General features: G+C 65.0%; 20 protein-coding genes. 14 read left to right on the plus strand and 6 right to left on the minus strand.

The annotated features are described in order from the left end of the window. The first annotated feature begins 31 nt into the window (after positions 1 to 31). On the plus strand, positions 32 to 955 hold the full coding sequence (locus ACODRZ_RS11030) for a calcium-binding protein (RefSeq protein ID WP_488970518.1): 924 nt from the start codon (positions 32 to 34) through the stop codon (positions 953 to 955). A 3-nt stretch (positions 956 to 958) separates the two neighbouring features. Here ACODRZ_RS11030 and ACODRZ_RS11035 read toward each other — a convergent pair whose 3' ends face one another. Then, on the minus strand, positions 959 to 2,584 hold the full coding sequence (locus tag ACODRZ_RS11035) for a phytoene desaturase family protein (protein ID WP_488970519.1): 1,626 nt from the start codon (positions 2,582 to 2,584) through the stop codon (positions 959 to 961). Next, positions 2,581 to 3,750, minus strand: coding sequence for an aromatic ring-hydroxylating oxygenase subunit alpha (locus ACODRZ_RS11040; protein ID WP_488970520.1), 1,170 nt, complete (start codon positions 3,748 to 3,750; stop codon positions 2,581 to 2,583). The genes ACODRZ_RS11035 and ACODRZ_RS11040 overlap by 4 nt, the downstream gene beginning before the upstream one ends. A gap of 105 nt (positions 3,751 to 3,855) precedes the next feature. Here ACODRZ_RS11040 and ACODRZ_RS11045 point away from each other — a divergent pair, with 105 nt between their 5' ends. Further along, positions 3,856 to 4,392, plus strand: a complete 537-nt coding sequence (locus ACODRZ_RS11045; RefSeq protein WP_488986198.1) for a TetR family transcriptional regulator C-terminal domain-containing protein — start codon at positions 3,856 to 3,858, stop codon at positions 4,390 to 4,392. Here the strand turns inward: ACODRZ_RS11045 and ACODRZ_RS11050 are convergent. The 3 genes from ACODRZ_RS11050 to ACODRZ_RS11060 form a co-directional block, all read right to left on the minus strand. Further along, a complete protein-coding gene (locus tag ACODRZ_RS11050) occupies positions 4,389 to 5,720 on the minus strand; it encodes an APC family permease (RefSeq protein WP_488970569.1) in 1,332 nt (443 codons plus the stop codon). The two genes, ACODRZ_RS11045 and ACODRZ_RS11050, sit on opposite strands and share 4 nt — an antisense overlap. Beyond that, positions 5,717 to 8,107: a TonB-dependent receptor gene (locus tag ACODRZ_RS11055; RefSeq protein ID WP_488986199.1), complete on the minus strand. Its 2,391-nt coding sequence runs from the start codon at positions 8,105 to 8,107 to the stop codon at positions 5,717 to 5,719. Before ACODRZ_RS11055 ends, ACODRZ_RS11050 begins: the two co-directional genes overlap by 4 nt. 124 nt (positions 8,108 to 8,231) lie before the next feature. Continuing rightward, positions 8,232 to 10,022, minus strand: coding sequence for a tetratricopeptide repeat-containing sulfotransferase family protein (locus ACODRZ_RS11060; protein WP_488970570.1), 1,791 nt, complete (start codon positions 10,020 to 10,022; stop codon positions 8,232 to 8,234). Between the two features lie 173 nt (positions 10,023 to 10,195). On the opposite strand from ACODRZ_RS11060, the gene ACODRZ_RS11065 reads away from it, so the two are divergent. Together ACODRZ_RS11065 and ACODRZ_RS11070 are read left to right on the plus strand one after the other, a co-directional pair. After that, the gene (locus ACODRZ_RS11065; protein WP_488970523.1) at positions 10,196 to 10,411 is read left to right on the plus strand and encodes a hypothetical protein; all 216 of its coding nucleotides are present in this window, start codon (positions 10,196 to 10,198) and stop codon (positions 10,409 to 10,411) included. Between the two features lie 163 nt (positions 10,412 to 10,574). Continuing rightward, a complete protein-coding gene (locus ACODRZ_RS11070) occupies positions 10,575 to 12,377 on the plus strand; it encodes a DEAD/DEAH box helicase (RefSeq protein WP_488970524.1) in 1,803 nt (600 codons plus the stop codon). 224 nt (positions 12,378 to 12,601) lie between these two features. On the opposite strand, the gene purL is transcribed toward ACODRZ_RS11070, so the two are convergent. Continuing rightward, positions 12,602 to 14,761: a phosphoribosylformylglycinamidine synthase subunit PurL gene (gene purL / locus ACODRZ_RS11075; protein WP_488970525.1), complete on the minus strand. Its 2,160-nt coding sequence runs from the start codon at positions 14,759 to 14,761 to the stop codon at positions 12,602 to 12,604. A gap of 170 nt (positions 14,762 to 14,931) precedes the next feature. Between purL and ACODRZ_RS11080 the strand changes: the two genes are divergently transcribed. The 10 genes from ACODRZ_RS11080 (at position 14,932) to tgt (ending at position 23,510) form a co-directional block, all read left to right on the plus strand. Beyond that, positions 14,932 to 15,177 carry an exodeoxyribonuclease VII small subunit gene (locus ACODRZ_RS11080; protein WP_008830306.1) on the plus strand — a complete coding sequence of 82 codons (246 nt, stop codon included), beginning with the start codon at positions 14,932 to 14,934 and terminating at the stop codon, positions 15,175 to 15,177. Further along, positions 15,174 to 16,082: a polyprenyl synthetase family protein gene (locus ACODRZ_RS11085; RefSeq protein WP_488970526.1), complete on the plus strand. Its 909-nt coding sequence runs from the start codon at positions 15,174 to 15,176 to the stop codon at positions 16,080 to 16,082. The genes ACODRZ_RS11080 and ACODRZ_RS11085 overlap by 4 nt, the downstream gene beginning before the upstream one ends. After that, a complete protein-coding gene (gene coaD, locus ACODRZ_RS11090; protein WP_488970527.1) occupies positions 16,082 to 16,600 on the plus strand; it encodes a pantetheine-phosphate adenylyltransferase in 519 nt (172 codons plus the stop codon). The genes ACODRZ_RS11085 and coaD overlap by 1 nt, the downstream gene beginning before the upstream one ends. Positions 16,601 to 16,712: 112 nt before the next feature. Continuing rightward, the gene (locus ACODRZ_RS11095) at positions 16,713 to 17,414 is read left to right on the plus strand and encodes a peptidylprolyl isomerase (RefSeq protein ID WP_488970528.1); all 702 of its coding nucleotides are present in this window, start codon (positions 16,713 to 16,715) and stop codon (positions 17,412 to 17,414) included. 278 nt (positions 17,415 to 17,692) lie between these two features. Continuing rightward, positions 17,693 to 18,721 carry a tRNA preQ1(34) S-adenosylmethionine ribosyltransferase-isomerase QueA gene (gene queA, locus ACODRZ_RS11100; RefSeq protein WP_488970529.1) on the plus strand — a complete coding sequence of 343 codons (1,029 nt, stop codon included), beginning with the start codon at positions 17,693 to 17,695 and terminating at the stop codon, positions 18,719 to 18,721. 109 nt (positions 18,722 to 18,830) lie between these two features. After that, positions 18,831 to 19,496, plus strand: coding sequence for a thermonuclease family protein (locus ACODRZ_RS11105; protein WP_488970530.1), 666 nt, complete (start codon positions 18,831 to 18,833; stop codon positions 19,494 to 19,496). 78 nt (positions 19,497 to 19,574) lie between these two features. Next, positions 19,575 to 20,537: an ABC transporter ATP-binding protein gene (locus tag ACODRZ_RS11110; RefSeq protein WP_488970571.1), complete on the plus strand. Its 963-nt coding sequence runs from the start codon at positions 19,575 to 19,577 to the stop codon at positions 20,535 to 20,537. After that, positions 20,534 to 21,307, plus strand: a complete 774-nt coding sequence (locus tag ACODRZ_RS11115) for an ABC transporter permease (protein ID WP_488970531.1) — start codon at positions 20,534 to 20,536, stop codon at positions 21,305 to 21,307. The genes ACODRZ_RS11110 and ACODRZ_RS11115 overlap by 4 nt, the downstream gene beginning before the upstream one ends. Before the next feature lie 18 nt (positions 21,308 to 21,325). Further along, positions 21,326 to 22,360: a DUF481 domain-containing protein gene (locus tag ACODRZ_RS11120; RefSeq protein WP_488970532.1), complete on the plus strand. Its 1,035-nt coding sequence runs from the start codon at positions 21,326 to 21,328 to the stop codon at positions 22,358 to 22,360. 19 nt (positions 22,361 to 22,379) lie between these two features. Beyond that, the gene (gene tgt / locus ACODRZ_RS11125; RefSeq protein ID WP_488970533.1) at positions 22,380 to 23,510 is read left to right on the plus strand and encodes a tRNA guanosine(34) transglycosylase Tgt; all 1,131 of its coding nucleotides are present in this window, start codon (positions 22,380 to 22,382) and stop codon (positions 23,508 to 23,510) included. The last annotated feature ends 12 nt before the right edge of the window (positions 23,511 to 23,522 follow it).

Raw genomic sequence — 23,522 nt, forward strand, 5'->3', positions numbered from 1 at the left:
TTGAGGTGGTGTCTGTAGCCGGGAGTTCCGCATGGTCGCAGCAACGTTTTCCCGCAGGCAAGTGGTGGCAGGACTCGCTGCGCTGCCGCTGGTGCCTGCAACCGCGCGTGCATCCTCCTCTCGACTTGGCCGGGTGATGGTGCAGGGGCGGCCGCAGGATACCGGCTCGCTCTACAAGGTGCGCAACATCATTCCCGCGCTGGATCAACTCGGCGGCTTGCGCAGGATGCGGTGTCGCGAGCCGTATGGCGGGACGCCTGGCTGGAAGACTTACGTGGGCCTGGCTCGCCAGGGCGTCACGTTCTGCTTCACCCTCTCGGCCCGCGACATTGCCAAGACATTGTCGGATCTCAAGGCGTTTCTCGTGCAGGCTCCCGGCGCCATATGGGCCATCGAGTTTCCCAACGAACCCGATCTCAACCCCATGATATACAAAGGAAAGGCGGACGCGCGTCTGGGCTTCCGAACCGGAAAGGCGCCGGCGCTGATGGCATTCATCAGGGACTTTACAGCAGCGATCAGGGCAGAGCCCGCACTGAGGACGATCCCGCTCATAGCCAGCAACGATTTCATGCAGGCAGAGCAGGGACCCCTCACGGACTTCGGCAATGCGCATATCTACCCGAAGGCGGCGACGGTCGTGGCCGATCGCCTGGCCGGCTTCGGAGAGAAAGTCCTCGCCGGAGGCCATTCGCAGGGCGTGATCACCGAATGGGGCCGCACGACCGGCGGCGGCATGAACAACGTCACCGCGCCCCCGGTCTCACTGGAGCAACAGGCGCGTCTCCTTGCTTCGGACGTTGCTGCGGTGCTCGACCGGACCTTTATCCACGCGATCAGCCTTTACGAACTGTTCTCGTGGGGCGGGGCCAGCGAGATGAACAACTTCGGCCTGTTCAACGCCGACCTTACGCCCCGGCCAGCCGTGGCCGCGATCCGCTCCGTGATGGGCTGACGCCTAGCGAAAGCGCCGGTACATGCCTCCGAAGCCGAGCGCCACGCCGCGGCTGTCGGCAATAACCTGGTGTGCGCAATTGTGCCCCGGAGCGCCGGTCACGCCGCCGCCGGGATGTGTGCCTGCACCGCACATGTAGAGCCCCCTGATCGGCCCGCGATAGGCGCCGTGCCCCAGTACAGGCCGCGCTGACCACATCTGGTCGAGCGTCAGGTTGCCGTGCATGATGTCTCCGCCGACGAGCCCGAACTTGCGCTCCAGCCCCTTCGGGCTGAGCACCTGCCGCCCGAGGATCGAGGCGCGGAACCCCGGCGCATGGGCCTCAACCGTATCGATGATGGCGTCGGCGGCCGCGTCTTCCTCGGCATCCCAGTCGCGTCCATCGGGCAGTTCCGGGGCGAATTGCTGGCAGAACAGGCTGGCGACGTGCTGCCCCGGCGGGGCGAGGCTGTCATCCACCGTCGAGGGGATCAGCATTTCCACGATGGGCTTGCGCGACCAGCCGAACTGCTTGGCGTCGATGAAGGCGCGGTCCATGTAATCGAGGGTGGGCGCGATGATGATGCCGGACTGGTGGTGCTCTCCGGGCTCGGGAATGCACGTGAAGCGGGGCAACTCCGATAGCGCCACATTCATCCGGAAGGTGCCGCTGCCCGCCTTGAAGCCCTTCATCCGGCGCCGGAAATCGGCGTCGAGGTCGGCAGGGGAGATCATCCGGTCGTAGAGCAGTTTCGGTCCGACATTGGCGATCACGCGCGGTGCAACGATCTCCTCCCCGCTCTCCAGACGCACGCCCGCGACCTTGCCGCCATCCACCAACACTTGCTCGACCGGTGCTTCGAGGCTGATCTCTACGCCCAGATCGCGGCAGACCCTGGCCATGATCTGCGTGATCGCGCCCATGCCGCCGACCGAGTGCCCCCATGCCCCCTTCTTGCCGTTCACCTCGCCGAAGACATGGTGCAGCAGCACGTATGCGCTGCCGGGCGTGTCGGGGGAGGCGTAGTTGCCGACAACGGCGTCGAAACCGAACGCGGCCTTCACCGCTTCGCTCTCGAACCAGCCGTCGAGAAGGCTGCGGGCCGATTTCGTGAACAGGTCCAGCACGTCGCGCTGGGCCTCCATCGACAGACCCGCCAGCTTGCGACTCTGCAAGGCGGCATCGACCAGCGCGCGCCAGCCGGCGCCGGCCTCAGGCGGAGTTTTGAGCGCAAGGTCGCGAAGCACCTCGGCTACCCCTTCGAGAGCATCGTAATAGGCGGGAAGCACTTCGGCGTCATGGACCGAGAAGCGACGGAACTCCGCCTGCGTGCGCTCCAGCCCGCCGCCGAGCTTGAGGTAGCCGCCATCCTCCTGAGGCAGCAGGTTGCTGATCGGCCGCTCGATCACGCGGTAGCCGTGGTCGGCAAGGCGCATGTCGGCAATCACCTTGGGCTGCAGCAGGCTGACCGTGTAGCTGGCGACCGAATTGCGGAATCCCGGATGGAATTCCTCCGTCACGGCGGCCCCGCCGACGACGTCCCGCCGCTCCAGAATACGCACCTTGAGCCCTGCACGCGCGAGGTAGAAGGCGCAGGTCAGCCCATTATGGCCACCGCCGATGATGAGTGCGTCGTAACGGTCGGTCATGCGATCCTGCTCCAGCCGGGCGCGGGGGAATGTTCGGAACGGGCGGCGGGGATGATCTCCCGCATCCGTTTGCAGAAATGGCGCAGGCAGACCTCCTTGTCGGAGAGCGGCCCGACCGAGAAACTGCGCGAGGCCATCCCGGCCTGCACACGAATGATGAGTGCGGTGTCCTCCGCATTCACCTCGCGGTTGATTCGCCAGTTGAGGTAGCGCGCGGCTTTCATCTCGCGCCGGTCATCGTCGAGGACGTAGCTGATCTCGCGGATCACGCTGGCGGTCGGGCTGACCGGAAGCCACTGCATGAAGTCGACCTGATCGGGATATATATCGAAGGCGACGTTCGGCCAGAGCTTGAAGTAGAGCCAGTGACGCTGCCGCTCGGGCGGGAGGTGCGGCACCGGCGGGAGCAGTCGCTGATACATGCGCTCGGACCAGTTGGGCGAGGGGGCATCCATCAGGTCGCCCCACATGCGATCGACGTTCGCTTCCGCTTCGACGCCGTAGCTGCGGCCGAACAGGCGGGTGAGACCAGGATGGGCGACCGGAATGTGGAGCCCGTCCGAGTAATTGTCGCCGATGTTCTTCCAGTTCACCTCACGCGGACGCAGGGTCACCCGGCCGAGTGCTTTGAGGTCATGAAAGCGATAAGGCGCGATCATATGTTCATAGGGCGCCATCATCTGCGCCACCGTCGGGCCGCCGTCATCGAGCAGGCGCACGAACACGAAGCCGGCCCATACCTCGATCTGGACGGGTGAAAGCCCGTGACCGGCCTTGTCGAAAGCGGGATAGCTGGCACTGTCGGGCACGCCGGTGAGGCGGCCGTCGAGGTCGTAGGTCCATGCATGGTAAGGACAGACCAGCTTCCGTGCGCAGCCGCTGGCACCATCGACGATGCGTGAGCCACGGTGACGACAGACGTTGATGAAGGCGCGCAGCACCTTGTCGGCGCCGCGCACCACGACGACGCTCTCGCCGATATATTCTAGGGTGTGCCAGTCGCCGGGGCCGGGAATGTCGCTCTCGTGGCAGACGATCTGCCAACTCGGGGCGAAGACGTGCTCCTTTTCGGCGTCGAAGAATTCTGCATCGGAATAGGTCCACGCAGGCAGGCTCCAGCCTTCCAGCGGGTCGGTCTTGGGGGCGTCGGCGACTTGCGTTGCCATGGCGTGCTCCTTGCTATACGATCGTATAACAATCCTATGGCCGAGCATCAATCCTTTACCCGGGCCTTTACGCGAGAGCATCCCGACGAACGCCGCCAGAGCCTGGTGAAAGCCACGGCCAGGTGCCTTGCCCGTCATGGCGTTGCGGGAACTTCGGTGCGGGCGATCTGCGCCGAAGCAGGGGTGTCGCCGGGACTGCTGAGGCATTACTTCCCCGGCGTCGCCGATGCGATCGCGCAGGCCTATCGCTGGACCGGAAGTCGCGTCGGCGAAGCACTGGAGGAAGCCGTTGCAGCGGCGGGCGAAGATCCGCGCGCGCGGCTCCTGGCCTATCTGTCAGCGAGCTTCCGGCCGCCGATCGCCGATCCGGAACTGCTCGCGACATGGCTGGCGTTCTGGAGCATGACGCCGGTGAACCACGGGATCGGCGCACTGCACCGGCAGATATACGGTGAATTCAGGGACGGCATCGAGGAACTCGTCCTGGCGGTCAAACCGGCCCTGGGTGATGCTCGGCTGACGGCTGTGGCCCTGACTGCGCTGATCGACGGGCTCTGGCTGGAACTCAGCTTGGGCCAGGCGCCCTTCACGCCGGAAGAAGCCGAAGGGCTTGTCGAGAAGTGGCTCGACGCTCTGCTCTAGTTTGCACTCTGGTCCTCGCGCCGTGTCCAGAGCTGGATCGGCAGGCCGAAGGTCATGAGAATGAAGCTCATCCCGCTCGCCGCGATGCCTGCACCCCACAAGGTCCACAGTGCATAGCCGGCGCCTAACGCGGCGAGCGGACGACAGACCCGCAGCTTCCATGCCGCCAATGCGCAGGCGAGGTAGAGCCAAAGCGTCGCCGAAGTGGACAGCAGCAGCAGGTATTCGAACAGGCCGCGCATGGAGCGCAATCCGTTCATGACCACGAACAGGGTCGTGATCGTCGTGGAAACGAGGAGTGCGCGTCGCGGCGTTCCTCCTGCATCCGTGGTGCCGAACCAGCGGGGGAGCAGTCTGCGCGCCGCCATGTCCCGCGACAGTTCGGCTTCGAGCAGGGTCCAGCCGTTGAGTGCGCCGACGCAACTGACCACCGCGAAAAGTGTCACAAGGGCCGCTGCCGTCTCGTTCCAATAGCGGCCGACGAACGTGGCGAACGGGGCGGGAGAGGCGGCAGCCATGCTCATCGGCAGGAGCATGGCGATGGCGGAACAGACCGCGAGGTAAAGCAGGCCGGTCAGGCCCGTCCCCCAGAGGGTAGCGCGGGATATGTTCAGTTCCGGCTTGCGAACCCGGGCCGCGACGATGCTGGCGGACTCGAAGCCCAGCAAGGCCCACAAGGTGAGCGTTGCCGCCGCATTGACCGAGCCCGGCGAGATCGGCACGGCATCGATCGGCATAACTTCCGCCTCGTTGCGGACAAGAAGCCTCGCAGCGATGACGATCACGACCAGCAGGGGTACGATCTTGATGGCGACGGTCGCGATCTGGAAACTGCCTGCAGTTCGGACCCCCCGCAGATTGACCAACGCGGTCACCCACAGCAGCATGATCGCAGCGAGTGCGGGCACGAATTCGGCGCTCGAAAGCGCGGGGGTCATGCTGGAAATGTAACTGACGGCAGCAACAGCGATCGTGGCCACCGCCGTCCAGATCGAGACCAGGTATATCCAGCTTATGAAGAACCCGGTGGTCTGGCCGAACGCAGCGGAGACGAACCCGGAAGGACTACCGACTTCCGGGAATTTTGCGGTCAGGCGGGTGAGCACGTAAGCCAGGACAAGAACGCCCGCCGTGGTCACGATCCATCCCGCCACGGCGTTCCACCCGAACGGGGCGAGGCTGGCAGGCAGCAGGAAAACGCCCGAACCGATCATGTTGCCCATGACCAGCGCCATAGCGGCAGGGAGCCCGAGACGATCCCCGCCGGCATCGTCCAGCTTGTCGGATGGGGCGGGGCTCGTCTTCCGCTTTTTTCGGCAAGAGATCAGAAATCCCGGCCCACCTTGAGCCCGATCACGCGCGGCCGGATGACGTAGTCGTAGAATACGCCCCCGGTCCCGCTGATGCCGAGCGGATCACCGCAGGTGGTCTCGAGGCATTGGACCGAACTGTTAATGACGCCGTTGCTGTCAAACAAATTATTTGCATATATTTCAAAGCGCCATACATCATTCTTTACGCCAAGGCTGAAGTCTGCCGTGGTATAGGCGCCGAATTCGCCCTTGATCGCGTTCTCGGCATCGCGAAGGTCGCTGCGGCGCTTTCCGATGTAATTGACGGCGCCCTGGATGTGGCCGGTCCAGCCACCGATCGGGAACTCGTACCGGGCGAGGGCATTGGCCTTGAAACGCGCCGTGATCGGCAGGTGTGTTCCAGCTTGCGCCAGCCGGCTGTTCTCGCCTTCGGGGATCGAGCAGTCGAACGTGGCGTTGGCGATGAGGCAGAAGTCCTTGGTGATCTTCGCGTCGTTGTAGCTGCCAGAAGCATTGAGGGTCAGCCCGGCCTTGCGATAACCCATGTCGAACTCGACACCGTAGATCCGCGCTTCGCCGGCGTTGCGGATGAGGGTGAGGCCGTTTTCCCCGAGGAAGGACAACTGGATATTGCTCCAGTCCTCGCGGAACATGGCGTAGTTGAAATGGAACGCGCCCATCTGGCTCTTCCACCCGAATTCGTAGTTGTCGAGCGTGTCAGGGGCATAAGGCGGCTGGCCGCCGCGACGATTGATGCCGCCGGGACGGAAGCCGCGCGACCAGGTGGCGTAGACCAGCCAGTCAGGGGTCAGCTTGTAGGTCAGGTTGGCCTTGTAGATCGATCCGGTATCGGAGGTTTTCGCATCGAGATTGGTACAAGGCGAACCGCTGACTTTCGCCTCCTCGAAGCAGGCGGCGACACCGGTGCGGGACGAATATCCGTCGCTGTACCCGAAGAATCCCACCAGTGAATTCTTGTACTTGTAGACGCGCAGGCCGCCGGTAGCGGTGAGCTTGTCGGTGATGTCGAAGCTCAGTTCCCCGAACGCGGCATAATCACGGTCGATGCGCTTCTGGCGCGTCAGCCAGATGTCACTGTCTGTGCCGGGCACCGTGATCGCATCGGCAATGCCGTCGATGATGTAGTTCTGCGTGATCTGGTGGACCTGCCGCTGCGCGAACAGGCCGGCGATCAGGCGAAGGCGGTTTTCCTGCGGTGAACTGATACGCAGTTCACCGAACTGGCGACGGTATTTGTCACGGCCCTTGATGTACTGGTTCGGGCTGACGAGATCGTCTGCATTGTCATACAGATATGCGCCCGAACCGTAGAGTGCATCATAGAAATAAGAGTAGTCCGAATAGTCGGATTCCGTGCGATCCTTGCGGTTGAGGATGCCCCCCGTCGCGACCAGGTCCCAGTTGCCGATCTTGCCTTCGATCGTGAGGGCGGCCTGATACCATTCGTCCTTGCTGCTTTCGGGGTTGTACTGGACGGTCTGCAGCTTCTTGCTGACCGCGGTGGAGCGTTCCTGCGCGAAGCTGCCGTTGACCTTCTGGATCTGCCCCATGAGTGTGGGGGTGATCGTCCAGTCATCGTCCAGTTCGATGCCCAGCGCCATGCGCGCTCCATAGGTATCGACGTCGTTGTAATTCTTTTCAACGAGATCGGCGTTCGTCTGGGTGATGCCGGAAACGGGGTATGTCCGGCTGCCCGCGATATTGTCGATGTATCCGCCGTCATGGCGATACCAGCCGACGATACGCAGCGCGGAGCGATCGGATAGCTTGAAGTTCAAAAACCCTTGCGCGACGCCGCCGACGTCTCCGTGAGCGACGGAGTTCAATTCCATGTCGACCGCGCCATAAGTACCCGAGTAGCCCGGCTTGTTGGTCACGATCTTGATCGTACCCGCCATCGAACTCGCACCATAGAGGGTGCCCTGCGGTCCCGCCAGGGCCTCCACCCGCGCGATGTCGTAGGCATGGATGTCGAGCGCGCCCTGAATGGTCGTGATCGGCATCTCGTCGAGATATGTGCCCACTGTCGGCAGCGGTCCGGAGTGGTTGGCGTTCTCACCCGATGCGACCCCGCGGAAGTAGACCTGGCTAAAGCCGGGCTGGGTGGTCTGGATCGTGACGGAGGGAATGTTCTTGACCGCGTCCTGCAGTTCCTTGACCTGCAATTCCCGCAGTTTGTCGCCTCCAAGTGCCGTGATTGCGATCGGCACGTCCTGAAGGTTCTCGGTTCGCTTCTGGGCTGTGACCAGGATAACGCCATCATCCTCGACGGCGGGACTGCCTTGCGCGAGCGCAGGTTGCGCTGCAGCAATGGCTGATGATCCGAGCAGCGCGACGACGACGCTGCGGTGACAACCCAAACGCGATGAATTCACCCGCATTCCCCTGTAATTGCCTGATTGGGAAGCGGCCACAATTCATGAGCTTTGACAATAGGTCGCCTGAACAACGCCGATTGTGCGCTGCACTGTATGACATTTTCGCCACAATTGTTGAAGTTACGGATCAGCGCTCCGCGTAAGTTTCGGGCAGGTCGCCCAGCGTATCGCGCAGCGGTCCAAGCCAGGCATCGTAGGCAAGCCACTGGTCGACACCGTCGCGATTGATCGGGCGACGCACCTGCTCGCTCGACGCCGTGCGTACCGCGCGGTCGTTGCGATGGAACTGGAGGCAACTTTCCTCGAAATCGAGCGAGAGATGGGCGAGAAGTGCACGTACTTCAGCTTCCGGGTTATCGAGAAGTCGCTCGTGAATGACCCGGTGCACCCGGGCAGGCATGACGGCGGCGTAATGGGCCATGGCGCGCACGTAATCGGCGTAGTAGCGGCCGATGTGCGCAAGATCGTAGGAGAACGCTTGCCCTTTCGCGAAATGTTGCCGGAAATTGGAGAAGCAGCAATCCAGCGGCGCACGGCGGGCATCGATGATCCGGGCATTCGGAAGGATCGCGGCGATGAAGCCTGCGTAGGACCAGTTGTTGGGAAGTTTGTCGATGTACAGGGGCTTGCCGGTCTTGCGCTGGATGCGCGTGCGCTCGATGAATTCGGCGCCCAGTTCGGCCAGGCGCGCCGGTGGCATCGCGACCAGCGCCGCCGGCCAGTCCCGGCTATTGCCCGCGTAGGTCTGCGCCTCGCGCATGGCCATGGCGGGAATGTCCGGGAGTTCCATCGTGCCTTCCACTTGCGAATGGCTTGCGAGGATCTGTTCGATGAGGGTGGAGCCCGCGCGGGGCAGGCCAAGGATGAAGATCGGGTCGGGGCACGGATGGCCCGCGCCCTCCAGTCGGCCGAGCAGTTCGGGCGTCACCGTCGCCACCACGGCATCCACCTGTTCGCTCACGACGTTCGGGTCGAAAGCAAGTTGGTCGCACCGGAGGCGGTTGCCTTTCGCGTAGTGCTGGAAAGCAAGCTCCGCCGCATTGCGGTCGTCGAACGCCTTGCCGAGTGCGAAGTGCAGGTGCAGGCGGTCGTCGTCCGACAGGGTTTGGTGGGCCAACGCGGCTTCCATCGCGGTGACGTCGGCGTCCTCGAACCGCCAGGTCTTGAGGTTCGCAAGGCTCCACCAGACCTCGCCGAGCCCCGGCTCGATGGCGATTGCGCGCCGATAGGCAGCGACGCTCTCCGCCTGTTCGCCCAGTGTCTTCAGGATGTGACCGTAGCTCATCCATAGCCGGGCATGATCCGGGAACGTCTCGGTCAGGTCTGCGTAGATGCGCCGCGCCTCCGCGTAATCGCCGATCCGGCCGAGCGCCGCCGCGCGCAAGTTGAGATCGCCGGCCTGTGCCCCACCTTGCGTGATCACTTCGTCGAGCACGCCCACGGCTTCGGCGAAGCGGTTCTGTCGATAGAGGGAGATCGCGAGATTCGCCCGTGCGGCCGTGAATCCGGGTGCCAGTTCCAGGGCGCGGCGCAGCAGCTTTTCGGCATCCCGATAGCGGCCGATGCGACCTGCCAGTTCTGCCATCATGCGGATCGCCGCGACATCCGTGGGCTGTTCGCGCAGTCTGTTTCGCAGACCGGCTTCGGCCACCGGCAGATTCCCGACAAGCAGAGCTCGGGCTATGGCGACGAGATCAGGGTCGTGTGACGAGGCACGGATGGCTTCGCCTTCGGCAAGCATCGCTTCCTCATTGCGGTTCAATGCCCTCAGTGCGCGTCCGAGCAGCCGATAGGCCGAGGCGTTGTGCGGCTCGCGCAGTACCGTGTCGCGCAAGACCGGCAAGGCGCGCACAGGGTCGGCAGCGACAAGGGCGGCAATGGAAGCAGAGGGCGGAGCTGCGTCGGCGGAGCGGTTCATCTTCCGCAGGTTATGGGCAAGTCGTGCGATCACCTCAAGCACGCCTGTCGAGGCTTTCGACGCTTGTACATCTTTCAAGATTGTGACAGCCTCACGAGTGACTTGATCGCCGTGAACGGGATCGTTAGCCGGGCGCTCCGCAAGCCGGGCTGACAACTCCAGGGGTGAATTTCATGCGCTTAAGCACTGTACGCAAAGGCATTTTTCGAACCCGGCTGCCGGGTCTCGGAGAGTGCGCGCGCGTCGATATGAGCGCGGGCGACGCTGCTCCGTTCCTGGAGCGGGAAATGTACGTCCTGCTTGGTTTCGAGCCGAGTTTCGATCAGTTGCCCGAACAGTGCATCGATACGAAGCTGGCGGCCCGAACTCTCTGGGCCGGACAGTTCTAGACCCGTCATTCGACACGAATTGTCGCAGGATTGAAATTCGAGCGCGCAAATCTGCGCGCTTTGGTCTATGGGCGGCGCAACAGGTGAGCCCGAGGGCCGCCACGCAGCCCTCCTTATGCTCTTTGAAAGCCGCCTCGAAGCGGCAGGACTCGTTGACCCTATAATGACTTTTCCGCAGATTCCCGCGCCTCTCGCCGAAGCTCTCACCGGCCATGGCTATGAAACCCTGACCCCCGTTCAGGCTGCCGTGACCGAATCGGAGGCGCACGGCCGCGACCTCGTCGTCTCTGCGCAGACCGGCTCGGGCAAGACCGTCGCCTTCGGTCTGGCCATGGCTGACGAACTGCTCGCCGACGACGAACTGGCCTTTGCGGTCAAGCCGCTGGCGCTGGCGATCGCGCCGACGCGCGAACTGGCGCAGCAGGTCAGCCGCGAGCTGGAATGGCTCTATGCCAAGACCCATGCCCGTATCGTCACTTGCGTCGGCGGCATGGACCCGGTGAAGGAGCGCAAGCAGCTGGAACGCGGCGCGGCGATCGTCGTCGGCACGCCGGGACGTCTGCGCGATCACCTCGAGCGCGGCAAGCTCGACCTCTCGGCTTTGCGCGCAGTCGTGCTCGACGAAGCTGACGAAATGCTCGACATGGGCTTCCGGGAGGATCTGGAGGAACTGCTCGACGCGACGCCGGAAGCCCGCCGCACCCTGCTGTTCTCGGCCACCATGCCGCGCCCGATCGAGGCGCTGGCCCAGCGTTACCAGAAGAACGCGCTGCGTATCTCCACCGTCGGCGAGAACCGCGGCCATGGCGACATCGCCTACAAGGCGGTGACCGTCGCCCCTTCGGACATCGAGCATGCGGTGGTGAACCTGCTGCGCTTCTACGATGCCGAGACCGCGATCCTGTTCTGCGCCACGCGCGACAACGTGAAGCACCTGCACGCCACCTTGGTGGAGCGCGGCTTCTCCGCCGTGGCGCTCTCGGGCGAGCATTCGCAGAACGAGCGCAACAACGCGCTGCAGGCGCTGCGTGACCGCCGCGCCAAGGTCTGCGTCGCCACCGACGTCGCCGCGCGCGGCATCGATCTGCCGTCGCTCAGCCTCGTCGTCCACGTCGAGATCCCGCGCGATGCAGAGACCCTGCAGCACCGTTCGGGCCGTACCGGCCGTGCGGGCAAGAAGGGCACGGCGGTCCTGCTGGTGCCGTATCCGCGCCGTCGCCGCGTGGAGATGATGCTGCGCGGCGCTCGCATCGAGGCGGAATGGGGCGAGGCTCCGACGCCCGAAGCGATCCGTGCGCAGGACCGCGACCGTCTGCTCGAGAAGCTGCTGGTGCCAGTGGATGTTGAAGAAGACGACCGCGAACTGGCCAAGGTGGTTCTTGAATCCATGAGCGCCGAGGACGTCGCCGCCGCGCTGGTGCGCGCGCATCGCGCTTCGATGCCGCAGCCCGAGGAACTGCTGGGCAATTCGCCTGAAGCCCGCCAGAAGCGCGAGCGTCCGGGCTTCGACGACGTGGTGTGGTTCCGCATGAACGTCGGCCGTGATGAGCGGGCCGAAGCGCGCTGGATCCTGCCGGTATTGTGCCGCCGCGGCCATGTCACCCGCGATGCGGTCGGCCAGATCCGTATCAACGGCGACCAGACCTACTTCCAGATCCCTGCCGCACAGGCCGAGCAGTTCGAGCGCGCCGTCGCCCGCACTGCGCGTGCGGACGGCGAGTATGAAGCTACCATCCTCATCGAGCGGGCGCCCGATGCGCCGCGTGACGCTGCCCGTCACCGCAGCCGCGACCGCGAAGGCCCGCAGGGTCGTGGCCGTCGTCCGCATGGCAACGGTCCGCGTTCCGATGGTCCCGGCGGCGAGGGCTCGGCCCCGTACCGCGCTCGCCCGACCGGTCCGCGTCAGGACCGTCCGGCCGGTGGCGGCGGCAAGCCGTTCCACAAGAAGCCGAAGAAGAGCTGGTAAGGTACTGAAAACGCGGGGGCGACCCTTCGACAAGCTCAGGGTGAGCGGGGTTGGTGTAAACCGCCCCGTTCCCAAGGTGGAGCGAGTTCGAAGACAAACCCCCGTTCCCGCTCAGGCTGAGCTTGTCGAAGCCCCATCGGCCAGACGCGAAGCCAAAGAAAACCCCGGCCGCTCTTTCGAGCGCCGGGGTTTTCTTTTGTCCCGAAGGACCGGGGTAAGGGGGTTCAGCCCTCCATCCAGTCCTTGAAGAACGCTTCGTTGGCCTGCCGCAGCGCGGAGATTTCCACGCCTGCGACCGCGGTGCCGCCAACGGTGCCGATCTTCACGGCTTCCGGCAGGACAGTTCCCGCAGGCGCGGTAACGACATAGCGCGACTGGTCCTCGCCGAACGCCTGCGCGGTGGTGAGGTCCGCGTCCAGCGTGCAGCCGAGGCCGCTTGCCAGCGCCATCTCGGCCAGCGCGACGATCAGGCCGCCGTCGCTGACGTCGTGTACCGCTGTCACCTTGCCTTCGCCAATCCAGCCCCGGACGACGCCGCCGTTGTGGGCTTCCAGCTTGAGGTCGACTTTCGGAGCTTCACCGGCTTCCTTTCCGCCGATGTCCTTGAGCCACAGCGACTGGCCGAGGTGCGTGCCTTCGCCGCCGAGCAGGAAGATTTCCTCTCCTTCGGCCTTGAAAGCGACGGTGGCCATCTTGTCGTGGTCGGCGAGGATGCCGACGCCGCCGATCGCCGGAGTCGGCAGGATCGCCGAGCCGCCGCCTGTGGCCTTGGACTCGTTGTAGAGCGAGACGTTGCCCGAGACGATCGGGTAATCCAGCGCGCGGCATGCATCGCCCATGCCGCCAAGGCAGCCGACGATCTGCGCCATGATCTCGGGGCGCTGCGGGTTGGCGAAGTTGAGGCAGTTTGTGATCGCCAGCGGCAGACCGCCGACCGCGCTGATGTTGCGATAGGTCTCGGCGACCGCCTGCTTGCCGCCTTCGTAGGGGTCGGCGTAGCAGTAGCGGGGCGAGCAGTCGGTGCTGATCGCAAGCGCCTTCTGCGTACCATGGACGCGCACGACGGCCGCGTCGCCGCCGGACTTCTGCATGGTGTCCGCGCCGACCTGGCTGTCGTATTGTTCCCAGATCCACTTGCGTGAAGCGAGGTCCGCGCCGCCCATCAGCTTGAGCAGATCCGCGCCGATGTCGGTGCTTTCCGGCACCTCGCCGAGCGCCGGGACGGCCGCCCAGGCCTTGTATTCCTCAGGCGAGACGTAGGGGCGCTCGTATTCCGGGGCATCGTCGGCGAGGGGGCCGAGCGGAATGTCGCAGACCACTTCGCCGTCGAATTCCAGCACCATATGGCCAGTGTCGGTGACTTCACCGATGACCGCGAAGTCCAGTTCCCACTTCTTGAAGATGGCCTCGGCCATGGCTTCCTTGCCGGGCTGGAGCACCATGAGCATGCGCTCCTGGCTTTCGCTCAGCATCATTTCATAGGGCGTCATCGCCTCTTCGCGGCACGGCACCTTGTTCATGTTCAGGCGGATGCCCGCGCCGCCCTTGCTGGCCATCTCGACCGACGAAGAGGTGAGGCCCGCCGCGCCCATGTCCTGAATCGCGACGATCGCGTCGGTCGCCATCAGCTCGAGGCAGGCTTCGATCAGCAGCTTCTCGACGAAGGGATCGCCGACCTGCACGGTGGGGCGCTTTTCGTCGATATCGTCGCCGAAATCGGCCGAGGCCATGGTGGCGCCGTGGATGCCGTCGCGGCCGGTCTTGGAGCCGACGTAGACGATCGGGTTACCGAGGCCGGTGGCGGCGCAATAGAAGATCTTGTTCGTATCGGCGACGCCCACAGTCATCGCGTTGACGAGGATGTTGCCGTCGTAGGCCTTGTGGAAGTTCGTCTCGCCGCCGACGGTGGGCACGCCCACGCAGTTGCCGTAGCCGCCGATGCCAGCGACCACGCCTTTGACGAGGTGCTTCATCTTCGGGTGATCGGGGCGGCCGAAGCGCAGGGCGTTCATGTTCGCCACCGGGCGCGCGCCCATGGTGAAGACATCGCGCAGGATACCGCCGACCCCGGTCGCAGCCCCTTGATAAGGCTCGATATAGCTGGGGTGGTTATGGCTTTCCATCTTGAAGATGGCGGCCTGTCCGTCGCCGATGTCGATCACGCCCGCGTTCTCGCCGGGGCCGCAGATCACCCAGGGCGCCTCGGTGGGGAGCTTCTTGAGGTGGAAGCGGCTCGACTTGTACGAGCAGTGCTCCGACCACATCACCGAGAAAATGCCGAGTTCCACGAGGTTCGGCTCGCGGCCCAGCGCATTCAGGACGCGCTCGTATTCTTCGGGATTGAGGCCATGCGCCTCGACGACGTCAGGGGTGATTCCGCTCATGGGGGAGCCCTTAGCCGCGTCTTTCCGCCTGCGCCAGAGCGTATGGACATAACGGCACTCAACGGCACCTAAACGGGGGCTAGCGGCACCAGAGTGTTCCACAGGACGTCACGACGGGTAAATACTGCCGCCACCTTGACCGTTACTGCGCCGAGCGCCATTGCTTGCCCATGGAATCCGAAACTTCGACCATCGACACGCTCAGCTTCGAGGATGCACTGCGCGCGCTGGAAACCATCGTGCGCCAGCTCGAAAGCGGCGACGTGCCACTGGAAGATTCGATCTCGCTCTATGAAAAGGGCGAGAAGCTGCGCCAGCATTGCCAGAAGCGCCTCGACGCCGCGCAGGCGCGGATCGAGCGTATCGTCGCCGGGCCGGACGGCGCGGCGGCGGGCACCCAGCCTTTCGACCTGTGACCGAAGTGGCCGCGCCCGATTCGCTGCTGGCAGAGGGCCTCGCGCGGATCGCCGAGGAGATCGACGGCGCCTTCGACGCGCTGCTTGCCGTTCCCGACGATGTCCGTGCCAAGCTGGTGGAGGCGATGCGCTATGCCGCGATCGGTGGGGGCAAGCGGCTGCGTCCGCTGCTGCTCGCCAGCGTCGCCGAGATGTACGGCGTTCAGCGTGAAGCGGCGATCCGGGCGGGCATCGCCATCGAATCGATCCACGTCTATTCGCTGATCCACGACGACCTGCCGTGCATGGACGATGACGCCCTGCGCCACGGCAAGCCGACGCTGCATATCGCCTTCGACGAAGCGACGGCGGTGCTGGCAGGCGATTCGCTCCACGCCTTCGCGTTCGAGGTCCTGTCCGATCCGGCGACCACGCCCGATCCCTTCACCCGCATCGAACTCGTCCGCACGCTCGGCCACGCCAGCGGCGCGCAGGGGATGGCAGGCGGGCAGATGATGGACCTCGTCGCCGAAACCAGCGAGTTCGACCTGCAGACCGTCACCCGGCTTCAGCAGCTCAAGACCGGCGCGCTGCTCGGCGCGGCGGTGGAGATGGGCGCGATCCTCGGCCGCATTCCGCCCGAGGGCCGCTCGCATCTGCGCGGCTATGCCCGTGACATCGGCCTCGCCTTCCAGATCGCCGACGACCTGATCGACCATGAAGGCGACGCCGCGCTCGCGGGCAAGGCCGTGGGCAAGGACGCGGCGGCGGGCAAGGAAACCTTCGTCTCGCTGCTCGGCCCTGAACGCGCGCGCGAACAGGCGCGCATGCTGGTCGAGCAGGCCGTCGGCCACCTTGCCCAGCACGGCAAGGAAGCCGACCTGCTGCGCGCCGTCGCGCGCTACATCATCGAGAGGGATCACTGATGGCTTCGGCTGAGCGTATCGGCGTCTACCCCGGCACTTTCGACCCGATCACGCTGGGCCATGCCGACATCATCCGGCGCGGCGCCAAGCTGGTGGACAAGCTGATCATCGGCGTGACCACCAATCCGTCGAAGAACCCGCTGTTCACGCCGGACGAGCGCATGGCCATGGTCGAGCGTGAGGTCGCGGCGATGGGGATCGACAACGTCAGCGTCGTCGGCTTCAATGCGCTGCTGATGAAGTTCGCGCAAGTGCAGGGCGCCAGCGTGATCGTGCGCGGCCTGCGCGCGGTGGCGGACTTCGAATACGAGTACCAGATGGCCGGCATGAACCAGCAGCTCAATTCCACCATCGAGACGGTGTTCCTGATGGCGGACGTGAGCCTGCAGCCGATTGCGTCCAAGCTGGTCAAGGAAATCGCGATGTTCGGGGGCGACATCGCGAAGTTCGTGAGCCCGGCGGTACGTGAGGACGTCGTCGCGCGGATCGCCAAGAACGGATTGCTGGGGGACTACTGAGCTTGCGCGGATGGGCGGGTCCGCGTGGAAATCATTCATTGTGCCGACAGCGCGGGCGCTTTATCGCGTCCGATTACGCGGCTCGGCCGTTTATTGCCCAGGTGACAGATACATGAAGTTTCGCCTCCCCCTGACCGCGCTGATGCTCGGCGCCGCCCTCGTTGCGGCCCCGGCCATCGCGAAGGACAAGGACAAAAAGGACGAGGCTGCGGCCACGCCGACGCCTCCGCCGCTGCCGACCACGATCGACACCGACATCACGCATGAGCCCGAGAACGTGCTCCTGCTCGACTTGTCGGACGGCGGCCGCGTTGCCATCCGCCTGATGCCGCAGTGGGCTCCGCACCACGTCGAGCGGATCAAGACGCTGGTGGCGCAGGGCTTCTACAACGGCCAGATCTTTCACCGCGTGATCGACGGCTTCATGGCGCAAACCGGCGACCCGACGGGCACCGGGCAGGGTGGCTCGCAGCTTCCCGACCTGCAGGCAGAGTTCAATACGATGCCGCACCTGCGCGGCACCGTGTCGATGGCGCGCACCAACGATCCGAACAGCGCCAACAGCCAGTTCTTCATCGTCTTTTACCCGCGCTTCGCGCTGGACAAGAAGTACACGGTGTTCGGCCGTGTGATCTCGGGCATGCAGTATGTCGATGCGATCCATCGCGGTGAACCGCCCGAGGACCCGACGAAGATCGTCCAGGCCTCGCTGGCGTCGGAGAACAAGCCTGCTCCGGCGGCGCCGGTTGCGCCTGCCGCGCCGGCGCTCAAGGCGCCTTCGGTTTCGGATCTGAACAACTCGCAGTCGAACTGAGGGGGCTACTGGTGGGGGGCTTTTCGTCACCCTGAACTTGTTTCAGGGTCCATCGTGCCCCACACCCGGTGCTGTGTCGCAGTAAACCGCGTGGGCACATGGTGACATGAACCCTCCGGTTACGCCGCCCGATGGACCCTGAAACAAGTTCAGGGTGACGATGGGGTAGGCCGCGAGCGCCATTTGCGATACCCTGCTGTCCATGCCGGAGCTTCGACGAGCTTGGTCTGAGGCCCCACAGCCTTGCCCCGAACTCCGCTCTGGTCTAGCGCGCCGCCATGCGCGTAGACCTCTTCGACTTCGACCTTCCGCCCGAAAGCATCGCCCTGCGTCCGGCGCGTCCGCGCGATGCGGCGAAGATGCTGGTGGTGGACGGCGACACCCCCTTCGCCGACCATCACGTGCGCGACCTGCCTGCGCAACTGCGAGCGGGCGACGTCCTCGTCTTCAACGACACCCGCGTCATCCCCGCGCAACTCGAAGGTACGCGCGGCGAGGCCCGCATCGGCGCCACGCTCCACAAGCGCATTGACCTGCGCCGCTGGCAGGCTTTCGTGCGCAACGCCAAGCGCCTGCGCGAAGGCGACCGCATCGCCTTCCCGTCGGAAGTCACCGCCATCGCCGAAACCCGCCTTCCGGACGGCAGCTGGACCCTCGCCTTCGAGGGTGACGAGCCGGTCGAAGTCCTGCTCGAACGCGCAGGCCGCATGCCATTGCCCCCTTACATCGCAGGCAAGCGCCCGGCCGACGAGGCCGACGCCAGCGACTACCAGACGATGTTCGCGCGCGAGAAGGGCGCCGTCGCCGCGCCCACGGCGGCACTGCATTTCACCCCCGAACTGGTCGAGGCGCTGGATGCGGCGGGCGTGGTGCGCGAAACTCTGACACTTCATGTCGGCGCCGGGACCTTCCTGCCGGTCAAGGCCGACGACACCGTGGACCATCAAATGCACGCCGAGTTCGGCCGCATCGACCAGGCCACCGCCGACCGCCTCAACGCCGCGCGCGCTGCTGGTGGACGGGTGATCGCGGTAGGCACCACCTCGCTGCGCCTGCTCGAAAGCGCGACGGGCGAAGACGGCGTGATCCGCCCGTTTGAGGGCGATACCGCGATCTTCATCACCCCCGGTTACCGCTTCCGCGCGGTCGACGGACTGATGACCAATTTCCACCTGCCCAAGTCCACGCTGATGATGCTGGTCTCGGCACTGATGGGGCTGGAGAAGATGCAGGCGGTCTACGCCCATGCCATCGCCAACGGCTATCGCTTCTACAGCTACGGGGATTCCTCGCTGCTGCTTCCGTGACTTGCGTGGTTACGCGGAAGTTACGGATGGCTGTTAAATTGCTGTAAGCCTTTGCGGCGCACTGTCGGTCCCAATGCCCGGGAAAGTCCGGGCACATGGGGGCGGACGCATGAAATCCTGGATATTGCCGGTATTGCTGGTCGCTGCGGCGTCTCCCGCAGCGGCAGAGGACTTCACAGGCGCGGGCCGGGCGGTGGACGGCGATTCCCTGTTCGTCGGCGGGCGCGAGGTGCGGCTGTTTGGCATCGATGCGCCCGAATATCGCCAGACCTGCCGCGTAGGGTGGAGCAACTGGAGTTGCGGTTCCGACGCGGCGGCCACCTTGCGTACCATGGTCGATGCCCGGCAACTGACATGTTCCTCGCGCGACCGGGATGTCTACGGCCGGACGGTCGCAAGCTGCCGGGCAGGGGGCGTGGATCTTGCAGCGGCGATGCTGGAAAAGGGGCTGGCGATCGCGCTCGAAAATGCGCCTGCCAGTTATGCGGCGCTCGCCGATCGCAGCAAGGCGCAGCGCGCAGGCATCTGGGGGTCCGAGTTCGATGTGCCCGCAGTCTATCGCGCCGCCAATCCGCGAGGTTCAGCGCCGCGCGTCGTGTCCGCCGCCGCAGCGCGCCCGGTCGGGGAACGCCCGGTTGCCTCCGGCGCATTCCGCAGTTGTGCCGAGGCGCGCGCTGCCGGTGCCGCTCCGATGCGGCGCGGGCAGCCGGGCTACAATCCGAATCTCGACGGCGATAACGATGGGATCGCCTGCGAGCCCTATCGGCGGCGCTGATCTCCTCAACGCCGCATTGCAAAAGATACTGCGCCGGGGGGCTTGGAACCGGACCGTTTCGGCCCCATTCATGCGGCTATGCAGCCTATCCTCGAAATCAGCGGCCTGACGAAGACTTACGCAGGCGGTTTCACGGCGCTCAAGGGCGTCGATCTCACCATCAACAAGGGCGAGATCTTCGCCCTGCTCGGGCCGAACGGTGCGGGCAAGACCACGCTGATCGGCGCGGTCTGCGGCATGGTGCGCCCGACTTCGGGCACGATCACCGCGTTCGGCGAGGACATGGACCGCCACTGGCGCACCTTGCGCAAGCGCGTCGGCCTCGTCCCGCAGGAACTGGCGACCGACATGTTCGAGCCGGTGCTGCGCTCGGTCAATCATTCGCGCGGGCTCTTCGGGCTCGCCCCCAACCCGGCGCTGGTCGAGGACATCCTCAAGGCGCTCAGCCTCTGGGAAAAGCGCGACGAGCAGATCCGCAACCTCTCGGGCGGCATGAAACGCCGCGTGCTGATCGCCAAGGCGCTGGCGCACGAGCCCGAACTGCTGTTCCTCGACGAGCCGACCGCAGGCGTCGACGTCGAACTGCGCCGCGACATGTGGAAGCAGATCGCCCTCCTGCGCGAGCGCGGCACCACGGTCATCCTCACCACCCACTACATCGAGGAAGCCGAGGAAATGGCCGACCGCGTCGGTATCATCCGCAAGGGCGAGATCCTGATGGTGGACGAAAAGGCGGCGATGATGGAACGCCTCGGCCGCACCGAAGCGCTGATCACGCTAGCGCAGCCGCTGGCCGAAGTCCCCGCCGAGGTCGCCGCATTCCCCGTGACGCTCTCCGAGGACGGCCGCACGCTCGTCTATCGTGGTGGCGGCGGGGAGGGGGCGTCTGCGGGCACCGCCGAAGTCGCCGAACTCACCAAGGCGCTGACCCGCGCCGGGATCGACTACACGGCGATCGACATCCACGAATCGAGCCTGGAGGACATCTTCGTGAACCTGCTCGAAGGCCCCGACGCTCCTGCTCAGGATACCGCCGCATGAGCCTGTTCAACGCCCGCTCCGCCTGGACCATCTACAAGCAGGAGCTGATGCGCGCCTTCCGCACGGCGATGCAGTCTATCCTTGCGCCGGTGCTGACCACCACGCTCTACTTCGTCGTCTTCGGTGCCGCGATCGGCGGCCAGATGAAGAGCGGGGTCGACGGCCTCAACTATGGCGCCTTCATCGTGCCCGGCCTGCTGCTGTTGACGATCCTTGGCGAAAGCGTCTCCAACGCCAGCTTCGGCATCTACATGCCGCGCTTCACCGGCGCGATCTACGAACTGCTCTCCGCGCCCGTGGGCGTCGCCGAAACCCTCGTCGGCTTCGTCGGCGCGGCCGCGACCAAGTCGCTGATCCTTGCCGCGATCATCCTGGCGACGGCCAGCTTCTTCGTCGACTACTCGATCGCGCATCCGGTCTATGCTTTCTTCTTCGTGCTGCTGGTTTCCGCCAGTTTCTCGCTGTTCGGCTTCATCCTCGGCATCTGGGCGGACAGCTTCGAGAAGCTGACGATCGTACCGCTGCTGATCCTGACCCCGCTGACGTTCCTGGGCGGCACCTTCTACTCGATCGAGATGCTGCCCGAGCCATGGCGTCAGGTGGCGATGGCTAACCCGGTGGTCTACCTCGTCAACGGGCTGCGCTGGACGTTCTACGGCAGTTCCGACGTTCCGATTGCACTGTCGCTTGGCCTGACACTGCTTTTCCTCATCGTCTGCGTCGGATTTATCACATGGATTTTCAAGAGCGGGTGGCGTTTGCGCACGTGAGGCGTTAGCGTTTGCAGCATGACGATGCTCCGACCGGTCCTCTCCGGCCTTCCCGTTATGCTGCTTGCCGTTCCCGCCCATGCGCAAGTGTTCCAGTTCGACGAGCCGCTCGTTCTTGTGCCGCTCCCGCCTCCGCCGCTGGTGCTCGACCTGCCGGATTATCCCGAGTTCGTGCCTTACGTGAAGGCGGAGCGTCCGCGTCTGCCGCTGGCGGTGCGCGCACTGCTGGAAGCCGCGATGAAGACCGACGACGGGGCCTCCGTGTCCGCGATGGTCAAGTTTGCGCAGCAGACCCAGCCTTACGACAAGGACGAGATCCGCGACATGCAGCGGGCCTACAACGACCGCCGCGCCAAGGAGATCGCCGCCAAGACCGAGGCCGAACTGGCCCGCATCCGTGCCTCGGGCGTGCTCGAACTGTGGAAGGGCCAGATCGAGGTTGGCGCTTTCCGCTCCACCGGCAACACCGACAACTTCGGGGTGACCGCCGCGCTCAAGCTCAACCGCAAGGGCATCAAGTGGGAGCACATCATCCAGGCCAACGCCGATTATCAGGAGGATCGCGGCACGATTACGCGCGAGCAGTATTCGGCCAGCTACCAGCCGCGCTACACGCTGAACGACGGCTTCTTCACATATGGCCGCACCCAGTACGAGCGCGACCGGATTCAGGGCTTCGCTGACCGCTACACACTCTCGGGCGGTCTCGGTTACCGCGTGCTCAACCGCCCCGGTATGACGCTGGCACTGGAAGCGGGTCCGGCATTCCGCGCCACCAACTACGTCGACGACGTCAACCAGACGACATGGTCGGTGCTGACCTCGATCGACTTCGACTGGACGATCAACCCGACGATCAAGCTGACGCAGGACGCCAGCAGCTACATCGGCTCGGACAACAACACCTTCACCTCGATGACCGCGATCGAGGCGGGGATGATGAAGGGCCTCAAGGCGAAGCTGTCCTACTCGATCGAGCACGAGACCCGGCCGCCGAGCGGATCGCTCAAGACCGATACGATCTCGCGCTTCTCGCTGGTCTACGGGTTCTGATCGCTGTAACGGGCGGGGCATGAAGCCTCGTTTCCAGTTCTCCATCCACACCACCGACGGCAAGGCCCGCACCGGCACCATCCAGATGCGTCGCGGCGAAATCCGCACGCCCGCCTTCATGCCGGTCGGCACCGCCGCCACCGTCAAGGCGATGAAGCCGCAGGACGTGCGTGCGACCGGCGCCGACATCCTGCTTGGCAATACCTATCACCTGATGCTGCGCCCCGGCGCCGAGCGCGTCGCGCGGCTCGGCGGCCTGCACAAGTTCATGAACTGGGACCGCCCGATCCTGACCGACAGCGGCGGTTATCAGGTGATGAGCCTGTCGGACCTGCGCAAGATCACCGAGCAAGGCGTGACCTTTGCCAGCCACATCGACGGCTCGCGCCACATGCTCAGCCCCGAGCGCTCTATGGAGATCCAGCGCCTGCTCGGCTCGGACATCGTCATGTGCTTCGACGAGTGCCCGAAGATCGACCAGCCGCGCGATGTCATCGCCCGCTCGATGGAAATGTCGATGCGCTGGGCCAAGCGCAGCCGCGACGCCTTCGATCAGGGCGGCGCGCATGCGGAAAGCTCGGCGCTGTTCGGCATCCAGCAGGGCGCTCTGGACGAAGGCCTGCGCAAGACCAGCGCCGATGCCCTCACGGAGATCGGCTTCGACGGCTACGCGATCGGCGGGCTTGCCGTGGGCGAGGGGCAGGAGGCGATGTTCGCCACGCTGGAATTCGCGCCGGGCCAGCTTCCCGCGGACCGTCCGCGCTACCTGATGGGCGTGGGCAAGCCCGATGACCTCGTCGGCGCGGTCGAGCGCGGCGTCGACATGTTCGACTGCGTGCTGCCCACCCGCTCGGGCCGCAACGGGCAGGCGTTCACCTGGAACGGCCCGCTCAACATGCGCAACGCCCGTCACGCCGAGGACACCGGCCCGATCGACGAGCGCTGCAAGTGCCCGACCTGCCGCACCTACAGCCGCGCCTACATCCACCATCTGATCAAGGCGGGCGAGATGCTCGGCGCGATGCTGCTGACCGAGCACAACCTCTCGTTCTACCAGCAACTGATGCAGGGCATGCGCGACGCGATTGGGGAGCAGCGCTTTGCGGCGTTCGCGGCGGATTTCCGGCGGGATTATTTCCGAAAGGAATGAGCGGCGGACGGG

Source organism: Novosphingobium sp. FG90, from assembly GCF_057808725.1.

Coding starts and splice junctions, on each gene's coding strand:
- ACODRZ_RS11030 (WP_488970518.1), top strand. CDS start 32: ATGGTCGCAGCAACGTTTTCCCGCAGGCAAGTGGTGGCAGGACTCGCT.
- ACODRZ_RS11035 (WP_488970519.1), bottom strand. CDS start 2,584: ATGACCGACCGTTACGACGCACTCATCATCGGCGGTGGCCATAATGGG.
- ACODRZ_RS11040 (WP_488970520.1), bottom strand. CDS start 3,750: ATGGCAACGCAAGTCGCCGACGCCCCCAAGACCGACCCGCTGGAAGGC.
- ACODRZ_RS11055 (WP_488986199.1), bottom strand. CDS start 8,107: ATGCGGGTGAATTCATCGCGTTTGGGTTGTCACCGCAGCGTCGTCGTC.
- ACODRZ_RS11060 (WP_488970570.1), bottom strand. CDS start 10,022: ATGAACCGCTCCGCCGACGCAGCTCCGCCCTCTGCTTCCATTGCCGCC.
- ACODRZ_RS11065 (WP_488970523.1), top strand. CDS start 10,196: ATGCGCTTAAGCACTGTACGCAAAGGCATTTTTCGAACCCGGCTGCCG.
- ACODRZ_RS11070 (WP_488970524.1), top strand. CDS start 10,575: ATGACTTTTCCGCAGATTCCCGCGCCTCTCGCCGAAGCTCTCACCGGC.
- purL (WP_488970525.1), bottom strand. CDS start 14,761: ATGAGCGGAATCACCCCTGACGTCGTCGAGGCGCATGGCCTCAATCCC.
- ACODRZ_RS11080 (WP_008830306.1), top strand. CDS start 14,932: ATGGAATCCGAAACTTCGACCATCGACACGCTCAGCTTCGAGGATGCA.
- coaD (WP_488970527.1), top strand. CDS start 16,082: ATGGCTTCGGCTGAGCGTATCGGCGTCTACCCCGGCACTTTCGACCCG.
- ACODRZ_RS11095 (WP_488970528.1), top strand. CDS start 16,713: ATGAAGTTTCGCCTCCCCCTGACCGCGCTGATGCTCGGCGCCGCCCTC.
- queA (WP_488970529.1), top strand. CDS start 17,693: ATGCGCGTAGACCTCTTCGACTTCGACCTTCCGCCCGAAAGCATCGCC.
- ACODRZ_RS11105 (WP_488970530.1), top strand. CDS start 18,831: ATGAAATCCTGGATATTGCCGGTATTGCTGGTCGCTGCGGCGTCTCCC.
- ACODRZ_RS11110 (WP_488970571.1), top strand. CDS start 19,575: ATGCAGCCTATCCTCGAAATCAGCGGCCTGACGAAGACTTACGCAGGC.
- ACODRZ_RS11115 (WP_488970531.1), top strand. CDS start 20,534: ATGAGCCTGTTCAACGCCCGCTCCGCCTGGACCATCTACAAGCAGGAG.
- ACODRZ_RS11120 (WP_488970532.1), top strand. CDS start 21,326: ATGACGATGCTCCGACCGGTCCTCTCCGGCCTTCCCGTTATGCTGCTT.
- tgt (WP_488970533.1), top strand. CDS start 22,380: ATGAAGCCTCGTTTCCAGTTCTCCATCCACACCACCGACGGCAAGGCC.